Annotated in this window: 9 protein-coding genes and 2 pseudogenes; 8 read left to right on the forward strand and 3 right to left on the reverse strand. The window is 57.0% G+C overall.

Translation table 11 applies throughout. The features are described from left to right. Positions 1 to 10: 10 nt before the first annotated feature. A complete protein-coding gene (locus tag QFX16_RS18090; protein WP_283180777.1) occupies positions 11 to 4,558 on the reverse strand; it encodes a PAS domain S-box protein in 4,548 nt (1,515 codons plus the stop codon). A 900-nt stretch (positions 4,559 to 5,458) separates the two neighbouring features. Here QFX16_RS18090 and QFX16_RS18095 point away from each other — a divergent pair. Further along, the gene (locus tag QFX16_RS18095) at positions 5,459 to 14,128 is read left to right on the forward strand and encodes a glycoside hydrolase family 94 protein (protein ID WP_283184598.1); all 8,670 of its coding nucleotides are present in this window, start codon (positions 5,459 to 5,461) and stop codon (positions 14,126 to 14,128) included. 147 nt (positions 14,129 to 14,275) lie between these two features. Here the strand turns inward: QFX16_RS18095 and QFX16_RS18100 are convergent. Then, positions 14,276 to 14,426: pseudogene (locus QFX16_RS18100) on the reverse strand (DUF3455 domain-containing protein); the annotation flags it as partial. A 267-nt stretch (positions 14,427 to 14,693) separates the two neighbouring features. Between QFX16_RS18100 and QFX16_RS18105 the strand changes: the two are divergent. The 5 genes and pseudogenes from QFX16_RS18105 to QFX16_RS18125 all read left to right on the forward strand — a co-directional run. Next, positions 14,694 to 15,323 (forward strand): LysE family translocator, encoded by a 630-nt coding sequence (locus tag QFX16_RS18105; RefSeq protein ID WP_283180778.1) that lies wholly within the window; start codon positions 14,694 to 14,696, stop codon positions 15,321 to 15,323. Between the two features lie 58 nt (positions 15,324 to 15,381). Continuing rightward, complete coding sequence (locus tag QFX16_RS18110; RefSeq protein WP_283180779.1) at positions 15,382 to 15,537, forward strand: hypothetical protein; 156 nt, start codon at positions 15,382 to 15,384, stop codon at positions 15,535 to 15,537. A gap of 507 nt (positions 15,538 to 16,044) precedes the next feature. Next, positions 16,045 to 17,058, forward strand: a complete 1,014-nt coding sequence (locus tag QFX16_RS18115) for an acyltransferase family protein (RefSeq protein ID WP_283180780.1) — start codon at positions 16,045 to 16,047, stop codon at positions 17,056 to 17,058. Between the two features lie 164 nt (positions 17,059 to 17,222). Continuing rightward, positions 17,223 to 17,648 (forward strand): GNAT family N-acetyltransferase, encoded by a 426-nt coding sequence (locus QFX16_RS18120; protein ID WP_283180781.1) that lies wholly within the window; start codon positions 17,223 to 17,225, stop codon positions 17,646 to 17,648. Positions 17,649 to 17,901: 253 nt separating this feature from the next. After that, positions 17,902 to 17,982 (forward strand): annotated as a pseudogene (locus tag QFX16_RS18125) (Mut7-C RNAse domain-containing protein); the annotation flags it as partial. Positions 17,983 to 18,020: 38 nt separating this feature from the next. Here QFX16_RS18125 and QFX16_RS18130 read toward each other — a convergent pair. After that, on the reverse strand, positions 18,021 to 18,191 hold the full coding sequence (locus tag QFX16_RS18130) for a hypothetical protein (RefSeq protein ID WP_283184663.1): 171 nt from the start codon (positions 18,189 to 18,191) through the stop codon (positions 18,021 to 18,023). Positions 18,192 to 18,290: 99 nt separating this feature from the next. Between QFX16_RS18130 and QFX16_RS18135 the strand changes: the two genes are divergently transcribed. Both QFX16_RS18135 and chrA read left to right on the forward strand, forming a co-directional pair. After that, a complete protein-coding gene (locus QFX16_RS18135; protein ID WP_283180782.1) occupies positions 18,291 to 19,235 on the forward strand; it encodes a chromate resistance protein ChrB domain-containing protein in 945 nt (314 codons plus the stop codon). Next, the gene (gene chrA / locus QFX16_RS18140) at positions 19,228 to 20,586 is read left to right on the forward strand and encodes a chromate efflux transporter (protein ID WP_283180783.1); all 1,359 of its coding nucleotides are present in this window, start codon (positions 19,228 to 19,230) and stop codon (positions 20,584 to 20,586) included. The genes QFX16_RS18135 and chrA overlap by 8 nt, the downstream gene beginning before the upstream one ends. Positions 20,587 to 20,608: the final 22 nt, after the last annotated feature.

Here is a 20,608-nt window from a genome sequence, read left to right on the forward strand (position 1 = left end):
GATTGTTCCATCAGGCAGATCTCAACAGTTCACGACCAATCGGCATCGCAGCGGAAAAGTCTAGCGACTGCACCATAACAACCAGTTCGTCGAACTGTGGGCGCAGGGATTGCGGCGTTTTTGACGCCAATGCGTCTGCCAGCTCTATGGCTTGAAGGTTGCCCGCTTCCAGCAACAGCAAAATCTCCTCAAGGGATTCTCGCCATTGCTTGAGCGCCATCAATTCGGAGTCACAGACCTGTGCGCTCGGGCTCTGACCAAAGTCGACATTCATCTGCTCAAGGCTTTGTTGCAGTAATCTGCTCAACTCATCAAACCATGTTGAGTCAGCAAAGATGCGCGCTACAGACCCTGCATCTGCGGATTGTAGTTTTTGCTCCAGATCGCCGGCCAGTAGCGACATCGCCTTGGCACCCATGGTGCCGCTGCTGCCTTTAATGGAATGGAGCACGAAAGCTGCCCCCGATGCGTCTCGCCGCTGGATCTGATCGTGCAACCGGCCAAGCAGTTTTTCTAGCGCGGGGCCAAAGTTACGCAGCACGTTGCGGATCAAATCGAGGTCGCCACCAAAGCGACTAATGATTGATGCACGCGACTCGATCACGCCTTCTCCTGTATCGGCTTGGCCCGAGCCTGGAGATGCCTTGCGATCCTCAAGGCCCACTTGAAAAAGCAATGTTGCCACGAGTTGTTCCAGATCGATGGGCTTGCCGACATGCTCATTCATCCCCGCAGCAAGACAGGCCTCACGGTCGGTATTGGAGGCATTCGCGGTCATCGCCACAATCGGCAGCGCTGCAAAGCGTGGATTCGATCGAATGCGACGGGTCGCCTCCAAGCCATCAATATCCGGCATCTGGATATCCATCAACACGACGTCGAAGGGCACACTCTCAGCCATCACCCTGCTCACCCCTTCCAGCCCACCTTCAGCCAGCGTCACTCGAGCGCCTTCCCCTGTCAGTAACTCATCGGCAACCTGTCGATTAAGCATGTTGTCTTCCACCACCAATAGCCGCAGCCCGGCTAGACGCTGCGGCCTGTCAACAGTTGACTTGGACGGGAGTGACTGCGCAAGGCCTTTGCCGTTGAGTGCTCGCTGAACAGCGTCGGCTAACTGCTTGGGCGTGACAGGCTTGGTGAGAAACCCCACGAAGGGAGCGTCTCCCATCTCGTTTGCGTCGGCCAGCACTTCACGGCCGTAAGCGGTAATCATAATGACCATTGGAGGAGGTACGCCGTTGCCCTGCTGACGGATCAATTGAGCAGCGCTCAGGCCATCCATATCGGACATCCGCCAGTCCATCAGTACCACGTCGTAGGCTTCGCCTCTCGCTTGGGCGTTTTTCACCCATTCCACTGCTTGCGTGCCACCACTCACGTGGTCGGCCTCCCACCCTAATGCATGAACGGTTCGCAACAGCAATTCACCCGCCATGGCGTTGTCGTCGACTACCAGTATCCGTATGGACACATCGACTCCAGGGCTGTCAGATCTCAGCAGCGAACTGGGCGCTACATCCAGGGTGATATCGAACCAGAAGCGACTTCCCCTACCCTGCTGGCTCTCCACCTGAAGTTCACCGCCCATCAAGCTGACCAACCGCTTACAGATCACCAAGCCCAGACCGGTGCCGCCAAAGCGGCGGGTGGTTGAAGCCTCGGCCTGAGTGAATCCTTCAAAAATGCGCTGAAGTTGCTCCGGGTTGATACCGATACCTGTATCAGAAACAGCGATGCGCAATCTCACGGAGTTTTCCGTGCGCATCAGTTGCTCGACGCTGACCACGATCTGGCCTTCCAGGGTGAACTTGAGGGCGTTACCCGCCAGGTTGATCAGCACCTGTTGCAGCCGCAGGCTATCGCCTATCAGGTCGTTAGGTAGATTGGAGTCCAGGTCGAACATGACCTCGACTTCTTTCTGGCCCTGGTTGCCGGCCAGCACAACGGCGAGGTCACGCATGAGCGATTCGAGTTCGAATGGGTGAACGTCGAGTTGCAGCTTGCCAGCCTCAATCTTGGAGTAATCAAGGATGTCATTGAGCAAGCCCAGCAGTGATTTCGCAGCGGACTGTGCTTTGGTCACATAGTCGAGTTGACGACCATTCAGGTCAGTGTTCTGCACCAACTGCAACATGCCCAGCACGGCGTTCATCGGCGTGCGTATTTCGTGGCTCATGTTGGCCAGGAACGACGATTTGGCTGCACTCGCGGTGTCGGCCTGTTCCTTGGCATACAGCAGATTTGACTCCAGCTCGCGCTGGGAGGTTATATCCCGATTGATACCCGTCACACGCAAAGCCGCACCGCTCGGACTGCGTTCGACCTGCGCGCCTGCCTGTATGAAGCGGATCTGGCCGTCCGGGCGAACGACACGAAAAGTGGTGTCGTACACACCACTCCCCTCGACTGCGGCACTCAGCTTTTCAGCCGCTGCCACCGCATCTTCGGGGTGAACTCGCGAATACCAGTGCTCATAATCCAGACCATTATTGCGCAACGTCAGTGGCTGACCGTAGAACTCGAACATGCGATCATTCCACTGCAAGGCATTGTCGGCCAACGTCCATGACCAGACGCCCAGTTCGGCTACTTCAGCTGCCATCAGCAACTGATCATGAATCGCCATCAGTTCACTACGTTGTTGCTGTGTTGTCTGCAGGCTCGCAGCCAGCTCCCTTTCCGCCGCTTTACGTTCGGTGATGTCCACCGCGATGCCCAGGTAGCCGCTCAATTTCCCTTCGTCATCACGCATGGAGGTGACCACCAGCGTGACAGGAAACCGCGAGCCGTCCTTACGTATGTAAGTCCACTCCCGGGTTTCTGCACCTTCAAGCTCAGGTTTATGGGTAAACACACGGAAACCATCGATTGCCTGAGCGTACTCCTCGCTCAGTTCAACGCTACGAGCAGCGAGTTCCTCTGGCACATGTATCGATTCAGGTGTGTTTTGACCCAGCAACTCATCGGCGTGATAGCCCAACAAATGCTCGGCGCCTTTGTTGAACACACGGATAACGCCATCGAGATCCGTCGCAATGATCGAGACCTCAGTGGCCGAGCGCAGCACAGTGCCTAACAATAGATTGAGATGCCGCAACTCGGAAGTTCGCTGAGCAACCTGCTCCTCCAGGTTTGAATTGAGTTCAAGAATTCGGGCTTCTGCTACTTTTTTCGCCGAGATATCCCTTAACGTCTTGGAGACTCCAACCACGCGACCACCCTCGCCCTTAATGGGTGAGATGCTGGCGGAGATATCGATCAGCCGGCCATCTTTACGGCGGCGTTGGGTATCAAAGCCAGTGATATTCTCCCCGGCCCTTATGCGCGCAAGGATATGGGCTTCCTCAGCTACCAACTCCTCAGGAACAACCAGACTGACCAACGTCTGGCCCACAGCCTCCTCGGCGGTATAGCCAAAAAGGTGTTCGGCCCCCTTGTTCCAGTTGGTGACGATGCCATCGAGTGTTTTTCCAATAATGCCATCGACCGAGCTTTCGACGATGGCGGCCAGCCTTGCCTGTTCGGCGAGTATCTGCCGCCGACGTTGACGGCTGACACTCACGACACTCGTCAGAGTAGCCAGTAGAAGAGTAAGCAGACCACCCATTAACAGGACGACTGTTGGTGAAACCTGATGCAGGCGCTGGATGAACAACGGGTGCGCGCCGAGTTCGATTTGCCATCGCCTCCCGTACACCTCGCGCTCCAACTGATGGGTCATCAGCGTTTCACGGCTGGCCGAATCGTCGGTGCTTTCATAAAACAGCTTCTCTTGCCCTGGGACGGTGATATCCCTCAGCCGCAGATGCACCGCTTCATTTTCTATGCGCAGGCCCTTAAGTACCTGCTCTGTCTGCAACACGACATAGCTCCAGCCAAACGCTGCTGTCTCTCGGTCAACAGCGGTCGCCGGAGTCTCTCCGCCGCGAAAGATGGGCATCAACACCAGGAAAGACTGCTGCGGTTTCGCTGTGTCCTGTATCAAAGTGATGGGCCCGGTTATCCGTGCCACACCGCTTTGTATCGAGGATTGGGCAGCCTCTCGCCGCGCTGTTTCCGACGCTATGTCCAAGCCAATTGCAGCCTGGTTACCCTCAGCCGGTTCGACATACTGGACAACGTAACGCTCGCCTGAATGGGGTGAGAATTGACGAATGGAGAAATCGGCTTTGCCATCGGTCCGAGCGTATTTGAGAAACTCCCGTTCATCGCGCTCCGATACTCGCCTGATAAAGCCCAAAGCACTGGCGCCGGGGAACTCGGCAGCGAGGTCGCGCGTTTTGTGATATTGGCCAAAAACTTCGCGACTGATGCCATGTTCACCCGCTGTCAGCACCGCTCCACGAGCGCCACGCAATCCGTATTGGTAAAGATCGAGGCGAGTTAAAACCAGCTCTGCGGCTTCCTCTGTAGCCGCGGCGATCGCGTCTTGAGCCTGCTGTTCGTTGATGCGTTCGAGGATCCAGCCACCCAGGATGCTTGCCCCTAACCCCACCACCAGAGTGATGGCTACTCCCCTGCTCAATGCAAAAAACTTATGTTTTCTCACCCGCATTGTCCCATTGCAGAAGACCTTCAAGCCTTCAATATTAAAGTTAGAACCCTGTTGAGAGCGTCTGTAACTTAGTTTGCATGCATCACCCCCGAATGCGCTCAGGCCAGGCCCGCCAATCGTTGAAGTCTTTCGAGGTCCGCTTCAGGCTCTCCATTATTCATAGCACCCTATGCCCCTGGCCCTCCCACTTCTGGATTTGATAAAGCACACAAAGCTCGCCTATTCGGTGCAGCAACGCAGCACTCTGTAGTGGAGCAGCCAACAGCGCTGCTTATCACGGAGCGGGCCACCCCTACACCAGTTTGATCAATGCCATTAAACGATTGGGAGGGCTTACCAGAGTCACGGCGATATCCACTTTAATTTTGGGTGTAAAAAGGCCTGTTGCAAACGATTCGTGCGCCGGATCTGAAAATACCGCTGATTATGATCACCGGGCGTTCCGATCGAGAAAGTGTCTTGGCAGTCAAGTCTCTGGGGAGCAGCGCTTTTTTTACCAAGCCGTTTCAAGTGTCGCGTGTCTTTGAATGCTTCACAACCGAATCTGTTCCTCACCGGCGGACTATACAAGCAAGCAAACAGCTCGCAGGTAAATAGGCGGGGGGATGCATGAATGCTGCGATAGCGGAATAACTCGAGTGTCTTAAGCCCTGCACTGCGACGGTGCGACGCCGCCGTCCGTTATGTCGCAAGTCAGGTGGACATAACATTCCGATTAGCCGCTGACGCAGCTATGCTCGCTAGGCATACAAACATCGGCCAGCGCTTTTGGCAGACTACAAGCCTGCCGTAGTTGTGTGCTGCAAGGTGCTCGTGACGCAGCCATCAGGTCTAGAGCTGCGTCGGGAGCACTCCCACCCTCATCACTCCATTCGTCGAGGGCGTGTCATGCAAGGAAACATGGACAGTCATTGGACCCACGTCTTCTTCCGGTTCTGGCGTCTGCCTGCCATTTACTATCGCCAGTGGAGCGAATCACGTCGTAAATTCGAGTACGAATCACTGCTGCGCTCGGAGTTGTTCAGCGCCGAACAGATGGCCAGCCATGGAACTCTACTGGCCCAACAGCACCGTATTAGCGGCCGCACCGCGAAAGACTCGCTGCTGGCGCGCCTGGCTGACAACGAGACGACGCTAGCCAGTAGCTGCAAGGCGCTCACTGCGGCACCGTTGTCCGCCCGGCGTGCAACACCGGCAGCGGAATGGTTGTTGGACAACTATTACCTGGTCGAAGAGCAAATCCGCACCACCAAGTCCCACCTGCCCCGAGGCTACAGCCGTGAGTTGCCGCAATTGGCCGATGGCCCGTCGGCTGGATTGCCACGGGTCTACGACATCGCTCTGGAGACCATTTCACATGGCGACGGCAGGGTCGATGAGGAGAGTCTGAGCCGTTTTGTAGTGTTCTATCAGACGATAACACCCCTCACACTCGGCGAATTGTGGGCGATTCCGATCATGCTACGCCTGGCTCTGATCGAGAATCTGCGGCGAGTAGCTTCGCGAGTCATGTCTAACTGGGATGACCGCAACCTGGCCAATGACTGGGCCGATCACTTGATCGAAACCGCCGAGCGCGATGCCAAAAGCGTGGTTCTGACGGTAGCTGACATGGCGCGCTCGGAGCCGCCGATGACCTCATCATTCGTCGCTGAACTGGCGCGACGGCTACAAGGGCAAAGTGCCGCGCTGATACTGCCATTGGCCTGGATCGAGCAGATGCTCAGCGAGTCAGGACTCAACATCGAGCGCCTGGTGCAGGTGGATGCCCAGCAGCAAGCCGCCGATCAGGTGTCCATCAGCAACAGCATCGCCAGCTTGCGTCTGATGTCGGCCATTGACTGGCAGGAGTTCGTCGAACACCTGAGCCACGTCGAGCATGTGTTGCGCACAGACCCGGCAGGGATCTACGCGCGTATGGATTTCGCGACCCGAGATCACTATCGGCATGTGGTCGAACGCTTGGCCAGGAACTGTGACCAGACTGAAAAAAGCGTCGCACAAGCGGCCATCGCCCTGGCCGATGCCCGGACAAGGCCCCCACCCGAGGGTGACGTGGCTGGACATGTGGGTTACTACCTGGTGGGCCCTGGACTCAATGAACTCGAGCATCGAATCGCCGCTCGAGTGCCCTTGGGCGAGCAATGGCCACGCCTGCTGCTTCGCGCACCACTGACCTTCTACCTGGGTCTGGTGTTGATCCTGTCAATGCTGTTCGCCTGGCCTTTCCTTGAGGCCGTTTATCTCGACGCAAGGCCTGGATACCTGCTGGTATTGCTCGCGATACCCACGCTGCTGATGTCCAGCCGCTTGGCCATCGGGCTGGTCAATTGGCTGATCACTATCACCATGCCCCCCTGCATTCTTCCCCGACTGGATTACAGCCAGGGTATCCCGCTGCAAGCGCGCACGTTGGTGGTCATTCCCACCCTGATATCCCATTGCGTGGATGTCGAAGAGTTGGTCGAAGGCCTGGAAGTACGCTTCCTGGCCAATCGGGATGCCAATCTGCACTTCGCCCTGCTCACCGATTTCATGGATGCTCCCACCCAGGAGCTGGAGCAGGATGCGAGCCTGATGTTGCTGGCACGGCGGTTGATTGAAGGGTTAAATCAGAAATACCCCGACCCACACAATGACCGCTTTTTCCTGTTGCACCGACCAAGACGCTGGAACGAGGCCGAGCACACCTGGATGGGCTATGAGCGCAAACGCGGCAAACTCGCCGAGCTCAATGCCCTGCTGCGAGGCCGGGGCCAGGAGTACTTTTCACTGATCGTGGGCAATATCCAGGCACTGACTGCCGTTCGATACGTGATCTCCCTCGACACTGATACCCAATTACCACGTGATGTTGCACAGCGCTGCATCGGCGCGATGGAGCACCCGCTCAACCACCCCGTGTTCGACCCGCACAAGGGCCATATCAGCAGCGGTTATGCAATTTTGCAACCGCGAGTGGGCATCAGCCTGCCGAGCAGTGCACGCTCTTCCTATGCTCGGCTGTTCGGGAGCGATGCAGGCGTCGATCCCTACACCCGCGCGGTTTCGGACGTCTATCAGGATCTGTTCCAGCAGGGTTCATTCATTGGCAAAGGCATCTACGCCGTGGATGCTTTCGAGCACGCCCTGGAAGGCTGTTTCCCAGAGAACCGCATCCTGAGCCACGACCTGATCGAGGGTTGTTATGCCCGCTCGGGGTTACTCAGCGACGTGCAACTGTTCGAAGAATACCCCACCCGTTACAGCGCCGACGTCAAGCGCCGGCATCGCTGGATTCGCGGGGACTGGCAGTTGCTGCCTTGGGTCATGCCCTGGACGCCCAAGGCAGGTGGAGAGCTAGAGCGCAATCGTCTTTGCGCCGTGGCACGCTGGAAAATTTTTGACAATCTTCGGCGCAGTCTGGAGCCGAGCGCTTTCCTGATAATGTTGCTGTGGGGCTGGCTTGGAGCAATGGAGCCTGGTTCGTGGACCTTCGCGGTGCTTATCCTGGTACTGATCCCACCGCTGTCGAGCGCCTTGCAGGAGCTAATGCACAAAACCGTCGACGTTCCGATCGAGCAGCATTTGACCGCTGCCCTGAGCACCTCCAGCCAACACTTTATGCGGGCGGTCCTTCCTCTGGTCTGGCTGCCGTTCGAAGCGTTATACAGCCTGGATGCAATCGGCCGTACGCTGTGGCGCATGCTGATCAGCAAGCGTCGTCTGTTGCAGTGGAACCCTTCACGGGAAGTAGAACGCAGCGACAGCAACACGCTATCTGAGCTGTACCGCACAATGTGGATAGCCCCATTGCTGACGACGGTCCTTTTTGTACTGTTACTACCCACTCCGAACGTGCTCGCCCTGGCCGGACCCTTTTTGGTGCTGTGGCTGACGAGCCCGGCTGTCGCTTGGTGGCTCAGTCGGCCTTCCCCCCGGGCGAAGTTCAATCCTTCAGCGCTGGAGCTGCGCTTCCTGCGCTCCCTGGCGCGCAAAACCTGGGCGTTCTTCGATCAATACGTCGGTCCGGCCGACAACTGGTTACCCCCTGACAACATCCAGGAGCAGCCCCACCTTGCCATTGCACACCGTACATCGCCGACCAATATGGGCATGGCGCTGCTGTCCCATCTGGCCGCGCACGATTTTGGCTATCTGAGTGGCGAGCGGCTACTGGAGCGCCTCGATCAGTCCTTGTCCAGCATGGCTGGCCTTGAGAGCTACCGCCGGCACTTCTACAACTGGTATGACACCTTGACGCTCAAGCCCTTGCCACCGCTCTACGTGTCGACGGTAGATAGCGGGAATCTGGCAGGGCTGCTATTGACCTTGCGCCCAGGGCTGTTGGACCTGATTGATGCGCCACTGTTTGATCTGCGGGTGGTCAATGGGCTGATCGACACCCTGAATGTGCTGCAAGACACCCTTCTCGCCGCGGGCCTGGACGACGCCGAGGTACGAACCCTGCAAGACGAAGCGCTCCTGGCGCAGGCCCGGATTGTTTCGAACCCTGACGACGCCCCCGAGACGCTCCTGACCTTGCTGGAGCGCATGCATGCACCCACTGCCCTCAGCGACTTGGCGACGGTCGGTGAGGCCGCTTTCTGGCTCAAGGCATTGTGCGCGCAATGTCAGGATCTGCAGGCCGAGCTGCTGCGCTTTAGACTGCCGCCCGCCATCGACAGGGCAGAGCCGTTGGCGCTCAGCTGGCGCCAATTGGCGCAAATCGATGTCGCTCGCTGGTTGCCGGCTCAGCAGGCTCAAGTGACGTCCGTGCAGCGCCTGGCTGTGCAGCGCATTGCCTCGGTCACCCGCCTGGCCAATCTGGCCGACACCATGGCGAACATGGACTTCTCCTTTCTCTATGATTCCCGGCGCAATCTTTTCGCTATTGGCTATAACGCCAGCGACCACAAGCTGGATACGGGTTATTACGACTTGCTGGCCTCAGAGGCGCGGCTGACCAACTATGTGGTTATCGCTCAAGGCCAGTTACCTCAAGAAGGCTGGTTTAGCCTTGGAAGGCTGCTCACCAGCAGCGGCGGCGTACCCGTGCTGCTGTCATGGACAGGCTCGATGTTCGAGTACCTGATGCCCATGCTGGTAATGCCCAACTACGAAGGTACCCTGCTCGACCAGACCTGCCGCGCCGCGGTCGCCTTGCAGATTGAGTACGGCAATCAGTTGGGCATTCCCTGGGGAGTTTCCGAGTCGGGTTACAACATTCAGGATGCTCACTCCAACTACCAGTATCGCGCATTCGGTGTACCAGGCCTGGGTCTCAAGCGAGGCCTTGGCGAAGACACCGTTGTCGCCCCCTATGCCAGCGCCCTGGCGCTGATGGTGGCCCCCGAGGCCTCGTGCCGGAACCTGCAGCGACTTGCCGCGCTGGGCCTGGATGGGCGCTATGGCCTGTATGAAGCCGTGGATTTCACCGAGGCGCGCTTGCAACGCGGGCAGCGCTGCGCAGTCGTCTATTCCTTTATGGCGCATCACCAGGGCATGAGCCTGCTCGCACTGACTTTCCTGCTTCTTGACCGTCCGATGCAGCGACGTTTCGAATCCGACCCGCAATTCCAGGCGACCACCCTGCTGTTGCAGGAGCGTGTGCCGAAGACCGCCGCACAGTACCTGCATGCCGCAAGCGCGCCGGCTGCGGACCGGGCATCACGAATACATGAAACCAAGCTGCGAGTCTTTTCCGATCCTGACCGCAAACGCCCTGCGGTGCAGTTGCTCTCCAATGGCCGCTACCATGTGATGGTCAGCAGTGCCGGCGCAGGTTATAGCCGCAGCAACGAGATTGCTGTCACCCGTTGGCATGAAGACTTCACCTGCGACAATTGGGGGATGTTCTGTTACCTGCGCGATGTTGCAAGCGGCACGTTCTGGTCCGCCGCGCACCAACCGACGTTGCGCCATCCGGAAAGCTACGAAGCCATCTTCACTGATGCCCGTGCCGAATTCCGTGTACGTGAGCAAGACTTCGACACTCATACCGAAATCGTCGTATCACCGGAGGACGACATCGAGTTGCGCCGCTTGCACATCACCAACCGCGCGCAAGTGCGCCGCAGTATTGAACTCACCAGCTACGCCGAGGTAGTGCTGGCTTCGGCCATCAGCGATGCGATGCACCCAGCCTTTAGCAATCTGTTCGTGCAGACCGAGCTGTTGCACCCGCTGCAGGCAATCATCTGTACGCGTCGGCCACGCTCCAGCCAGGAAACAGTGCCCTGGATGTGTCATTTGCTGGCAGCGCATGGCGTAGATGTCGATGCGCTCTCCTACGAGACCGACCGTGCGCGCTTTATCGGTCGTGGGCGCAATGTTGTGGCCCCGGCGGCAATGGACGATGAGGTCGAACATTTATCAGGAACCGCCGGCCCGGTACTTGATCCGATTGTAGCGATACGTTGTCGCGTTACGCTGGACCCCGGTCAGACGGCGACCATCGACCTAGTGACCGGCCTTGCCGACAGCCGTGACAACTGCCTGCACCTGATCGACAAGTACCGCGACCGTCATTTGGCCGATCGCGTCTTTGACTTGGCCTGGACCCATAGCCAGGTGCTGCTGCGCCAGCTCAACGCTTCACTGAGCGACGCACGTCTGTTCGAGCAGATGGCCGCGTCGATCATCTACGCCAGCGCTGCATTACGGGCCGAGAGCAGCGTGCTGGTGGCCAACCGGCGTAACCAGTCCAGCCTTTGGGGACAGGCCATATCGGGCGACTTACCCATCGTGCTGCTGCAGATCAGTGATCTGGCTAACATCGAGTTTGTTCAGCAGGTGGTCAAAGCTCATGCCTATTGGCGTCAGAAGGGCCTGTCGGTCGATCTGGTGATCTGGAACGAGGATCAGGCCGGCTATCGCCAGCAACTGCAAGACCTGATTATGGGACTGGTTACCTCGGGCAGTGAAGCGAGCCTGGTCGACCGTCCTGGCGGGATTTTTGTGCGCCAGGCACAACAGTTGTCGGGCGAGGACCGGACACTGATGCTATCGGTGGCCCGCCTGGTGCTCAATGACGGCCACGGCAGCCTGGCCGACCAAGTCCATCGGCGCCGCGCGGACCCTTTGCTCCCCAGGCTCGAACCGAGTCTTGTGCGAGCGGAGCAACCACCTGTGGTTTTTGCCGCACAAACCGACTCTGCCTTGATATTGAGCAATCCCTACGGTGGCTTCAGCCCGGACGGTAACGAATACGTAGTAACCCTGCAACCAGGCCAACCCACACCCGCGCCTTGGGCCAATGTGCTGGCCAATGCGCACTTCGGCACGGTGATTTCCGAAAGCGGCGCAGCTTACACCTGGAGCGAGAATGCTCACGAGTATCGTCTCACCCCTTGGCATAACGACCCGATCTCTGACCCCAGCGGTGAGGCGTTGTACCTGCGCGACGAAGATACCGGCCACTTCTGGTCGCCGACCCCGCAACCCTGCCCAGGTAGTGGCCTTTACCGTACTCGCCATGGTTTCGGTTACAGCGTATTCGAGTATGAAGAGGACGGCATCCAAACCGAGTTGTGGGTCTATGTGGCGCTGGATGCACCGATCAAATTCTCGCGCCTGAAAATTCGCAATACCAGCGGCCGGCCGCGGCGTTTGTCGGCAACGTGCTATGTGGAGTGGGTGCTGGGGGATTTGCGCAGCAAGTCGGCCATGCATGTGGTCACGGAGGTGGACCCATTTAGTGGCGCTCTATTCGCGCGCAACGCCTTTTCGATCGAGTTCTCCGGGCGCGTCGCCTTTCTCGACACGGACTCGACGGGGCGCAGTTTTAGCGGTGATCGTGCCGAATTTATCGGTCGCAACGGAACCCTGCGAACGCCGGCAGCACTGACTCGCGCCCGACTGTCCGGACGGTGTGGTGGTGGTTTCGACCCGTGCGCAGCGATGCAGGTCGCACTGGAGCTGGCGGACGGCGAAAGCCAGGATGTGGTGTTCCGTCTCGGCGCCGAGCAGGACACCAAATCAGCCACCCACCTGGTGCAGAAATACCGCGGCGCCAAGGCCGCGGCGAGTGAACTGGACGCTGTGCGTATGCATTGGCGCACGACCTTGGGAGTCATACAAATTCAGACTCCCGATCCAGCCATCGATGTGCTGGTCAACGGCTGGCTGATGTATCAGGTCATCGCGTGCCGCTTCTGCGCGCGTAGCGGCTATTACCAATCCGGAGGAGCCATTGGCTTTCGTGATCAATTGCAGGACAGCATGGCAATGATCCATGCCGACCCGGCTGCCGCGCGCCGACACCTGCTGCTCTGCGCCGCGCATCAATACCCCGAAGGCGACGTACAACACTGGTGGCATCCACCGCAAAGTCGGGGTGTGCGAACGGGCTGTTCCGACGACTTCCTCTGGCTGCCCCTGGCAACCAGCCGCTACGTGTCCATCACCGGTGATCGCAGTGTACTGAGCGAAGTGGTGGGTTATATCGAGGGGCGCGCACTGAATGCTGGCGAAGACTCCTACTACGATCTGCCCGGCACTTCGCAACTCCAGGAAAGCCTCTACCAACATTGCGTGCGCGCCATTGAGCATGGTCTCAAGCGCGGAGTACATGGGCTGCCGTTGATGGGGGGCGGAGACTGGAATGACGGAATGAATCGGGTCGGCGAGCAAGGCCTTGGTGAGAGCGTGTGGCTTGGCTTCTTCGAGTATGAGGTGCTGCTGCAATTCTCCAGTACTGCGCAGCTGGAGGGCGACAGGGTCTTCGCCCAGCGTTGTACCGACCAGGCGGCAACCTTGCGTGTGAGCCTGGAAAATCAGGGTTGGGATGGCGCTTGGTACCGCCGCGCTTACTTCGACGACGGCCAGGTATTGGGCTCTGCGAATAACGAGGAATGTCGCATCGACTCCATAGCGCAAAGCTGGTCGGTGCTCAGTGGGGCTGCATCGCAGGTACGGCGCCAAACGGCCATGGATTCACTGGATCTGCACTTGGTCCGGCGCGATACCGGCGTGGTGTTATTATTGGACCCGCCGTTCGACAAGGGTGCACTGGATCCCGGTTACATCAAAGGCTACGTACCCGGCGTACGCGAAAACGGTGGCCAGTACACGCACGCTGCTGTCTGGGCAAGTATGGCCTTCGCCCGTCTCGGCGACAGCGACAGGGCGTGGGAGCTGCTGCGCATGATCAATCCCGTCAGCCGTCGCAGCGCTGCACAAATCGAAACGTACAAGGTTGAGCCTTACGTGATGGCCGCCGACGTCTACGGGGTTGCGCCCCACACAGGACGAGGCGGCTGGACCTGGTACACCGGATCGGCGGGCTGGATGTATCGCCTGATCGTCGAATCACTACTGGGACTGACACGCTGCGGCAACTCGTTGCGCATTGAACCGGTGCTGCCAGCCGATTGGCCGGGCTTCACCCTCCACTATTGGTTCGGTGCAACCCTCTACCATATAGAGGTGCGCCAAAACGAAGAAGCAACACGCACACTTAGCCTGGATGGCAAGCTACTCACCGATGCGATGTTGGGACTGCTGGACGATGGGATCGAACACCGCATTTTGGCGACTTGCCCGAAATCTACGGCAGTTAATGAGGGGCGCGTCACATCAACTTCTTAACGACAGTTGTAAAAGGGGCTCTGAGCGGTGGCGTTATAGGTTCGATGCACTTGGGTCACCACAGAACTGTCTGCTTGCCGCACTCCCTGTTCAAGCCCAGAACCGTTTCCATGATCTCAAACTGATCATCTTGCCCCTCGGCAAGTCGGTGCCGGCCTGTTTGATGCCGCGATCATTGAGTACCGCTTTGGGTCCGTCAAAAAACCATTCAGTCTGGCCAGCGGCGTTAGCTTTTGTCGCGGCACTCATAAGCGATTTCGCCCACGGCTTCCAGCGCGACCTTATGACCCTCTGTCACGACTGACTGAAATCGCCCCATAATTACCTGTTGCATCGACCGGTTGAATCCACAGCCAAAAGCGGACCTTCTTCGCTCCAGTCAAATTGAAAGGCGGACAGAACAGCCTTTACTGGGTCAGTTTTCGGTCAGCGGCAACAGTTAGTTGGCTTTGAATGCCGATTTTCACACCTATGACACCCGTGTCGTCAGTAGCTCAGCGCGTGCAAGGCCTTGCCGACTTTTTTTGCACTATGCAATATGGCCCCAAACTGGAGGGTTTGCTCAATGGCTGTTTCGACACTCTTTCTATACATCGTCGCAGTCAGCGCGGTGATGATGGTCCCCGGCCCGTCCATGTTGCTGGCGCTCAATAACGGTGCTTCGCACGGTATGCGCGTGGCGGCGTTCGGTATGGCAGGCGCGGCGCTCTCGGATCTGATCCTCATCGCAGCGGTCGGCTGTGGCTTGGGAGCATTGCTACAGGCATCTGAGCAACTGTTCAGCCTAGTCAAATGGCTGGGTGCGTTCTATCTTCTTTATCTGGCCTGGGTGCTCTGGCGGGCGCCGACGCAAGCGCTGCAGCACGCGCCAGGTACGACGACGGCCAGCGGTCGCGCCGCATTCCTGCGAGCCCTTTTGGTCGGGCTATCGAACCCTAAGGGATTGCTATTCTTTTCGGCGTTCTTGCCACAGTTCATTCGCCCCGGCGAGCCTGTCGCCCAGCAATATCTGGTACTGGCTCTGACCAGCGCGGCGATCGATTGTGTGATGATGGCGATCTACGCATTTGGCGGGCGTCATGCGATGCGCAGCTTTTCCGCCCGGGTGATGACGTGGATCAATCGCAGCTGCGCCGGCATGCTCGCCATGTTGGCTCTGGGCATAAGTCTGTATCGCCGCAGCGATCTGCACTGAACAGGAGCGGATCGCCCTCCTCGTTCACGCACGCGTAACCACCCTCACGCGGAACCGTATGGGCATCACTCATCTCATTGCGCTGATGGAGTACCTCAGGCGCGGGCGGATGCTGCTGCCGGTGACCGCCTCAGAAATGGATGTTGACCTAACTGCGATCCCGACCATTGCAATCGAGACCGCGTTCCCTGGTGGATTCAATTTTGAGGCGTAGTGGCACTGGTGCGAAATTGCAGCTCACTTGACCACCCATTTTCGTCGCATTTGACCACCCATTTGCATTCGACCTGACCAGCTGTTTGCATCGACTTGACCGACGCGTTTTGTAACCATGATCGGCAGAGAACGGCCAAAAGCCGCCGGTCAGGGTATCTACCAAAAGTGGGCGATTCACTTAGCGCCATGCTCAAAAACCCAGTCATTTAGCGAATTCCTCGCGCCTGGAATTTTTTCATGGCGTGAAGTGTAAAGTGCAAAAGGTGTCCTAGACTACAGGCTTAAGTGATCTGATTTCATGAATTTTTCACCGCTGCAACTACTGGGTTTTTATATGCATTCAGACAGTCTTCAAACGCAGCACTGCCTTTATCGAATGCCTTCTATCGACCCAAGAACGGGCCTGGCATTGATATGGAATTATGATTTCTGGAAAAAATGCGCGGGGGCGGAAACTTTAGCTTACTGCTGATTGAGACACACAATCCAACGAGCGAATGCAAACATGAATGGTAGTTCGGTAGCGGGTTCTCGATTCAGCGTACTTGATGGATGGCGCGGCATAAGCATCTTGCTTGTCTTGGCGTGCCACCTGCTACCACTTAGCCCAAAGCCTTGGCAATTTAATGCCGCCGCAGGCGTTATGGGAATGGCTATATTTTTTACGCTATCGGGTTTCCTGATAACAAATTTTCTGCTCAACAACAGCAGCGTTGTTGATTTTTTAATCCGCAGAATCTTTCGGGTTGTGCCTCTCGCCTGGTTGTATATGGCCATTGCTTTACCTGTCATGAACAGCACTCCGGATTTCTACATCGCAAACTTTCTGTTCATTGCCAACTGGCCGCCTATGTGGCTTGGTAGTGTAAACGGCCACCTATGGAGTTTGTGCATGGAGGTCCAATTTTATTTCGCCATCGCCTTGCTGGTAGTTCTGATGAGAAACAAGTGGGTAGTGCTAATCCCTTGTCTCTGCATCGCCGTCACGATGTACCGAGTCATGAACGATGTCCACGTCGCAATCAACACTTATTACCGCATTGATGAAATACTTTCCGGATGCATACTTGCACTGATATACAACAATAGACTGGGCAACATCCTTGCGAAACTTCCGACACAAACGGAGATCGCGCAAATATTTTTAGTCCTCCTATTTGTTTTGTCCTGTCATCCCGATGCGGGCTTCATGAACTACTTCCGCCCCTACCTTGCCGCAGCAATGGTGGGGAGCACGTTACTCAATAGCCGGACACGAGTTGCCCAGATTCTGAATAATCGCGTTTTATTCTATATCGCCACCATCTCGTACGCTCTCTACGTTGTTCATCCGCTGCTAATACATACTTGGCTGGGTAGCGGAGATACCGTCATAAAATATTTGAAGCGCCCTTTGTTGTTCGCCGCCATTTTTCTCACCGCGCATATCTCGACCTTCTATTATGAAAAATGGTGGATTGCTTTTGGTAAGAGATTTGCCAAGAAAGTAGCTGGCCAATCTGTTACATCGACCGGTTGAATCCACAGTCGATTGCGGTCCTTCACGACAGGAAGCAATCCGGCCAAAAGCAGCCATTCAGAACTGTCTAAAAACGGACGACTTAATTTGTCAGCTGACTCATTATGGGTGACGCGAATGGGATACCATTTTGACCCGGTTGAAAAACGCTCAGGGAGATCACCATGTCTGCACAAATCCAACTATCAGAAAATGTAACTGAAGCAGAGCGCCTAGCCATTCTGACCCCGCTGCTGGCTCATAACCTGACTAACGGCGGAGACGACGCGCATGAAAGATTTGCTCTGCTGCTACGAGCCCCTGACAGGGACGAAGTCATTGGCGGGCTGTACGGGAAGATTTCCTATCGATGGCTACTTATCGATCTTGTCAGCGTTCCTGAGCAGATGCGGGGCCAGGGTATCGGGGAGCGGTTAATGCGCATGGCCGAAGATATCGCGCAAAAGAAGAACTGCATTGGCATTTGGCTAGAGACCTTCAGCTTTCAAGCGCCAGGGTTTTATCGAAAACTTGGGTATTCCGAGTTCGGATGCTTGGCAGATTACCCACCAGGACATACTCGACTCTATTACCAAAAGACGCTGTGCTAGCAGCGTTTTGAGTTAATTTTGCCGAGGCAAAGAACCCACACGCGAAGCCAAAAGAGTTTACGACTCAGGGTCCATGATTTTTTGACCTGGATGGACTCAGAAACCGGTTAGGTCCGCTATGGGTTATGGATTCAACCGGTCGATGCAACAGATTGGCTGAATCGTTCAGCGGGCGTTTCGTAGTTTGGGGTCTGCCGGAGAAGATGTCCGGAATAGACTCGTTCATCCTTGCAGCCCTGCCATACTGTTCAGCATGACCAGTGCAACCTTCCGCTTCTACGAGGAGCTCAACGACTTCCTGCCGGCCGAACGGCGGCGGCAGTCCTTCACTTGTCCTCTGCTGAGCCGATAGCCGAGCGCATCGGGCCGGCTCTAAGACTTGAAGCGCCCCACCCGCCCGTTCAGTTCATTCGAGAGGTGCGAAAGCCGGCCTGAGTCTTCTTGCGCAGAGCTGGCCAGGCTTTCGACCAGCCGCGCCTCGTCGTAGATCTGCTGGATATGCCGATTGATCACTTCGGCCACACTAAATAAATCAATTCCCATTTAATGCATCGCCAAAATCCCAGTTTTTAAGGATGGCTTTCCAAACGCCAAAAACACCGATAACGTAATATGAACTACAAAATAAATAGCGCTCTCTACATGAATAACTGGCTGACACTGATTCTCGCTTTACCCACCGCGAATGCCACCGAGCGCATGCGAGCCTGGCGTGCTCTGAAAGCCTCAGGTGCGGCGGTTTTGCGCGATGGTGCCTATCTGTTGCCTGATACCAGTGTCTGTCGCGATGCTCTGGCGTCTGTCGAACGCGACATCCTTTCTATTAATGGCACTGTTTACATCCTGCCCGTGGTCGATCCGGAGGGTGAGCGTTTTGTCGAGTTATTCGACCGTAGCGATGACTACAGCAAGCTACGCGCAGAAATTGAAGAGTGCCGTGGACAGCTCAATCCTGAAAACGCATTGGCCACCACCAAACAAATTCGCAAGCTACGCAAAAACTACGATCAGCTCACCTACATCGATTATTTCCCAGGTAAGCCCAAGGAGCAGATTGATTCAGCCTTGCAGGAGCTTGAGACGGCTGCCAGCAGAGCGTTGTCTGCGGATGAACCACATAGCCGCGACGAACCCATAACGGCACTCAACCGTAGCGACTATCAACGTCGTGTCTGGGCAACACGTAAGCGTCCGTGGGTTGATCGTCTGGCTTGCGCCTGGTTGATTCGGCGCTTCATTGATCCTCAAGCTCAGATCCTCTGGCTGAATACTCCACAGGACTGTCCGGCAGACGCGCTGGGCTTCGACTTCGATGATGCGACCTTCAGTCATGTCGGCAATCGTGTGACCTTCGAAACCCTGCAAGCCAGTTTTGAGCTTCAAGAGCCCGGCCTGAACCGCATCGCGGCCTTGGTGCACTACCTCGATATCGGCGGCATTCAGCCTTTGGAGGCTGCCGGCATCGAGCGCGTGCTGGCGGGATTGCGCGAAACCATTACCCATGACGACCACTTGCTGGCTGCTGCCAGCGCCATCTTCGACGGCCTGCTCGCCGAGTTTGTGAAAGAGGAACAACCCAATGAGTAAGGTGTTGGCATCAACGGCTGAAGAGGATCTATCGAGGCCGGAGGCGATCAGCTTGTGTGAGGCATTCCGGTTCTGGTTGAAGCTCGGCTTCATCAGTTTCGGCGGGCCAGCAGGACAGATTTCGATCATGCACCAGGAACTGGTAGAACGTCGGCGCTGGATCTCTGAACGACGCTTTCTCCATGCGCTCAACTATTGCATGTTGCTGCCTGGGCCAGAGGCTCAGCAATTGGCGACCTACATCGGCTGGCTGATGCATCGAACCTGGGGCGGAGTGATCGCCGGAGTGTTGTTTGTGCTGCCCTCTCTGTTCATCCTCATCGCTTTGTCGTGGATGTACATCGCGTTCGGCGAAGTGCCTGTGGTGGCCGGCCTCTTCTATGGGATCAAGCCTGCCGTGACGGCCATCGTGGTGCAGGCGGCACACAGGATCGGCACTCGGGCGCTGAAGAATAATTGGCTGTGGGCGATAGCAGCAGCTTCATTTACTGCGATCTTTGCGTTCAATGTTCCTTTCCCGCTGATCGTATTGGGGGCAGCGTCAATCGGCTATGTCGGAGGGCGTCTGGCGCCTGAGAAGTTCAGAACCGGGGGCCATAGCGCTGCCAAAAAGTCCTTCGGCCCGGCCTTGATCGATGACGACACCCCGTCCCCGGAACATGCCCGGTTCAGCTGGATGAAACTGGCGCTGCTGGCCCTCATCGGCGCAGCGCTGTGGGCGTTGCCGATGGGAGTCCTGACCGCGCTTTTTGGCTGGGAAGGTACCTTGACCCAGATGGGCTGGTTCTTTACCAAGGCTGCGTTGCTGACTTTTGGCGGGGCTTATGCAGTCCTCCCGTATGTCTATCAAGGTGCGGTCGGTCACTATGGCTGGCTTACCCCGACTCAGATGATCGACGGTTTGGCACTGGGGGAAACCACACCAGGGCCGCTGATCATGGTGGTGGCCTTCGTCGGCTTTGTTGGAGCGTACGTCTCACAAGTGTTCGGCGCCGATCATGTATTTCTGGCCGGGGCTGTCGCGGCCACCCTGGTGACATGGTTCACCTTCTTGCCCTCGTTCCTGTTCATCCTCGCCGGGGGTCCGCTGGTGGAATCGACCCACAACGAACTCAAGTTCACTGCACCGCTTACCGCAATCACAGCGGCGGTGGTTGGAGTGATCCTCAATCTGGCCTGTTTCTTCGGCTATCACGTGCTGTGGCCGCAAGGTTTCAGCGGCACCCTCGACTGGCCCTCTGCACTGATCGCCATTTTGGCGGCAATTGCCTTGTTCCGCTTCAAACGGGGCGTCATTCAGGTGCTGATGGCGTGCGCGCTTGTCGGCTTGGCGGTGCATCTGCTGCGCTAGAGAGGATGTGATCGGTCGACGC

It is taken from the genome of Pseudomonas svalbardensis (assembly GCF_030053115.1).
Lineage (GTDB): Bacteria > Pseudomonadota > Gammaproteobacteria > Pseudomonadales > Pseudomonadaceae > Aquipseudomonas > Aquipseudomonas svalbardensis.

What these genes read in the sequence shown, in the direction of transcription:
- QFX16_RS18090 (WP_283180777.1), bottom strand. Translation starts at nt 4,558, where the DNA reads ATGCGGGTGAGAAAACATAAGTTTTTTGCATTGAGCAGGGGAGTAGCC.
- QFX16_RS18095 (WP_283184598.1), top strand. Translation starts at nt 5,459, where the DNA reads ATGGACAGTCATTGGACCCACGTCTTCTTCCGGTTCTGGCGTCTGCCT.
- QFX16_RS18105 (WP_283180778.1), top strand. Translation starts at nt 14,694, where the DNA reads ATGGCTGTTTCGACACTCTTTCTATACATCGTCGCAGTCAGCGCGGTG.
- QFX16_RS18110 (WP_283180779.1), top strand. Translation starts at nt 15,382, where the DNA reads ATGGGCATCACTCATCTCATTGCGCTGATGGAGTACCTCAGGCGCGGG.
- QFX16_RS18115 (WP_283180780.1), top strand. Translation starts at nt 16,045, where the DNA reads ATGAATGGTAGTTCGGTAGCGGGTTCTCGATTCAGCGTACTTGATGGA.
- QFX16_RS18120 (WP_283180781.1), top strand. Translation starts at nt 17,223, where the DNA reads ATGTCTGCACAAATCCAACTATCAGAAAATGTAACTGAAGCAGAGCGC.
- QFX16_RS18130 (WP_283184663.1), bottom strand. Translation starts at nt 18,191, where the DNA reads ATGGGAATTGATTTATTTAGTGTGGCCGAAGTGATCAATCGGCATATC.
- QFX16_RS18135 (WP_283180782.1), top strand. Translation starts at nt 18,291, where the DNA reads ATGAATAACTGGCTGACACTGATTCTCGCTTTACCCACCGCGAATGCC.
- chrA (WP_283180783.1), top strand. Translation starts at nt 19,228, where the DNA reads ATGAGTAAGGTGTTGGCATCAACGGCTGAAGAGGATCTATCGAGGCCG.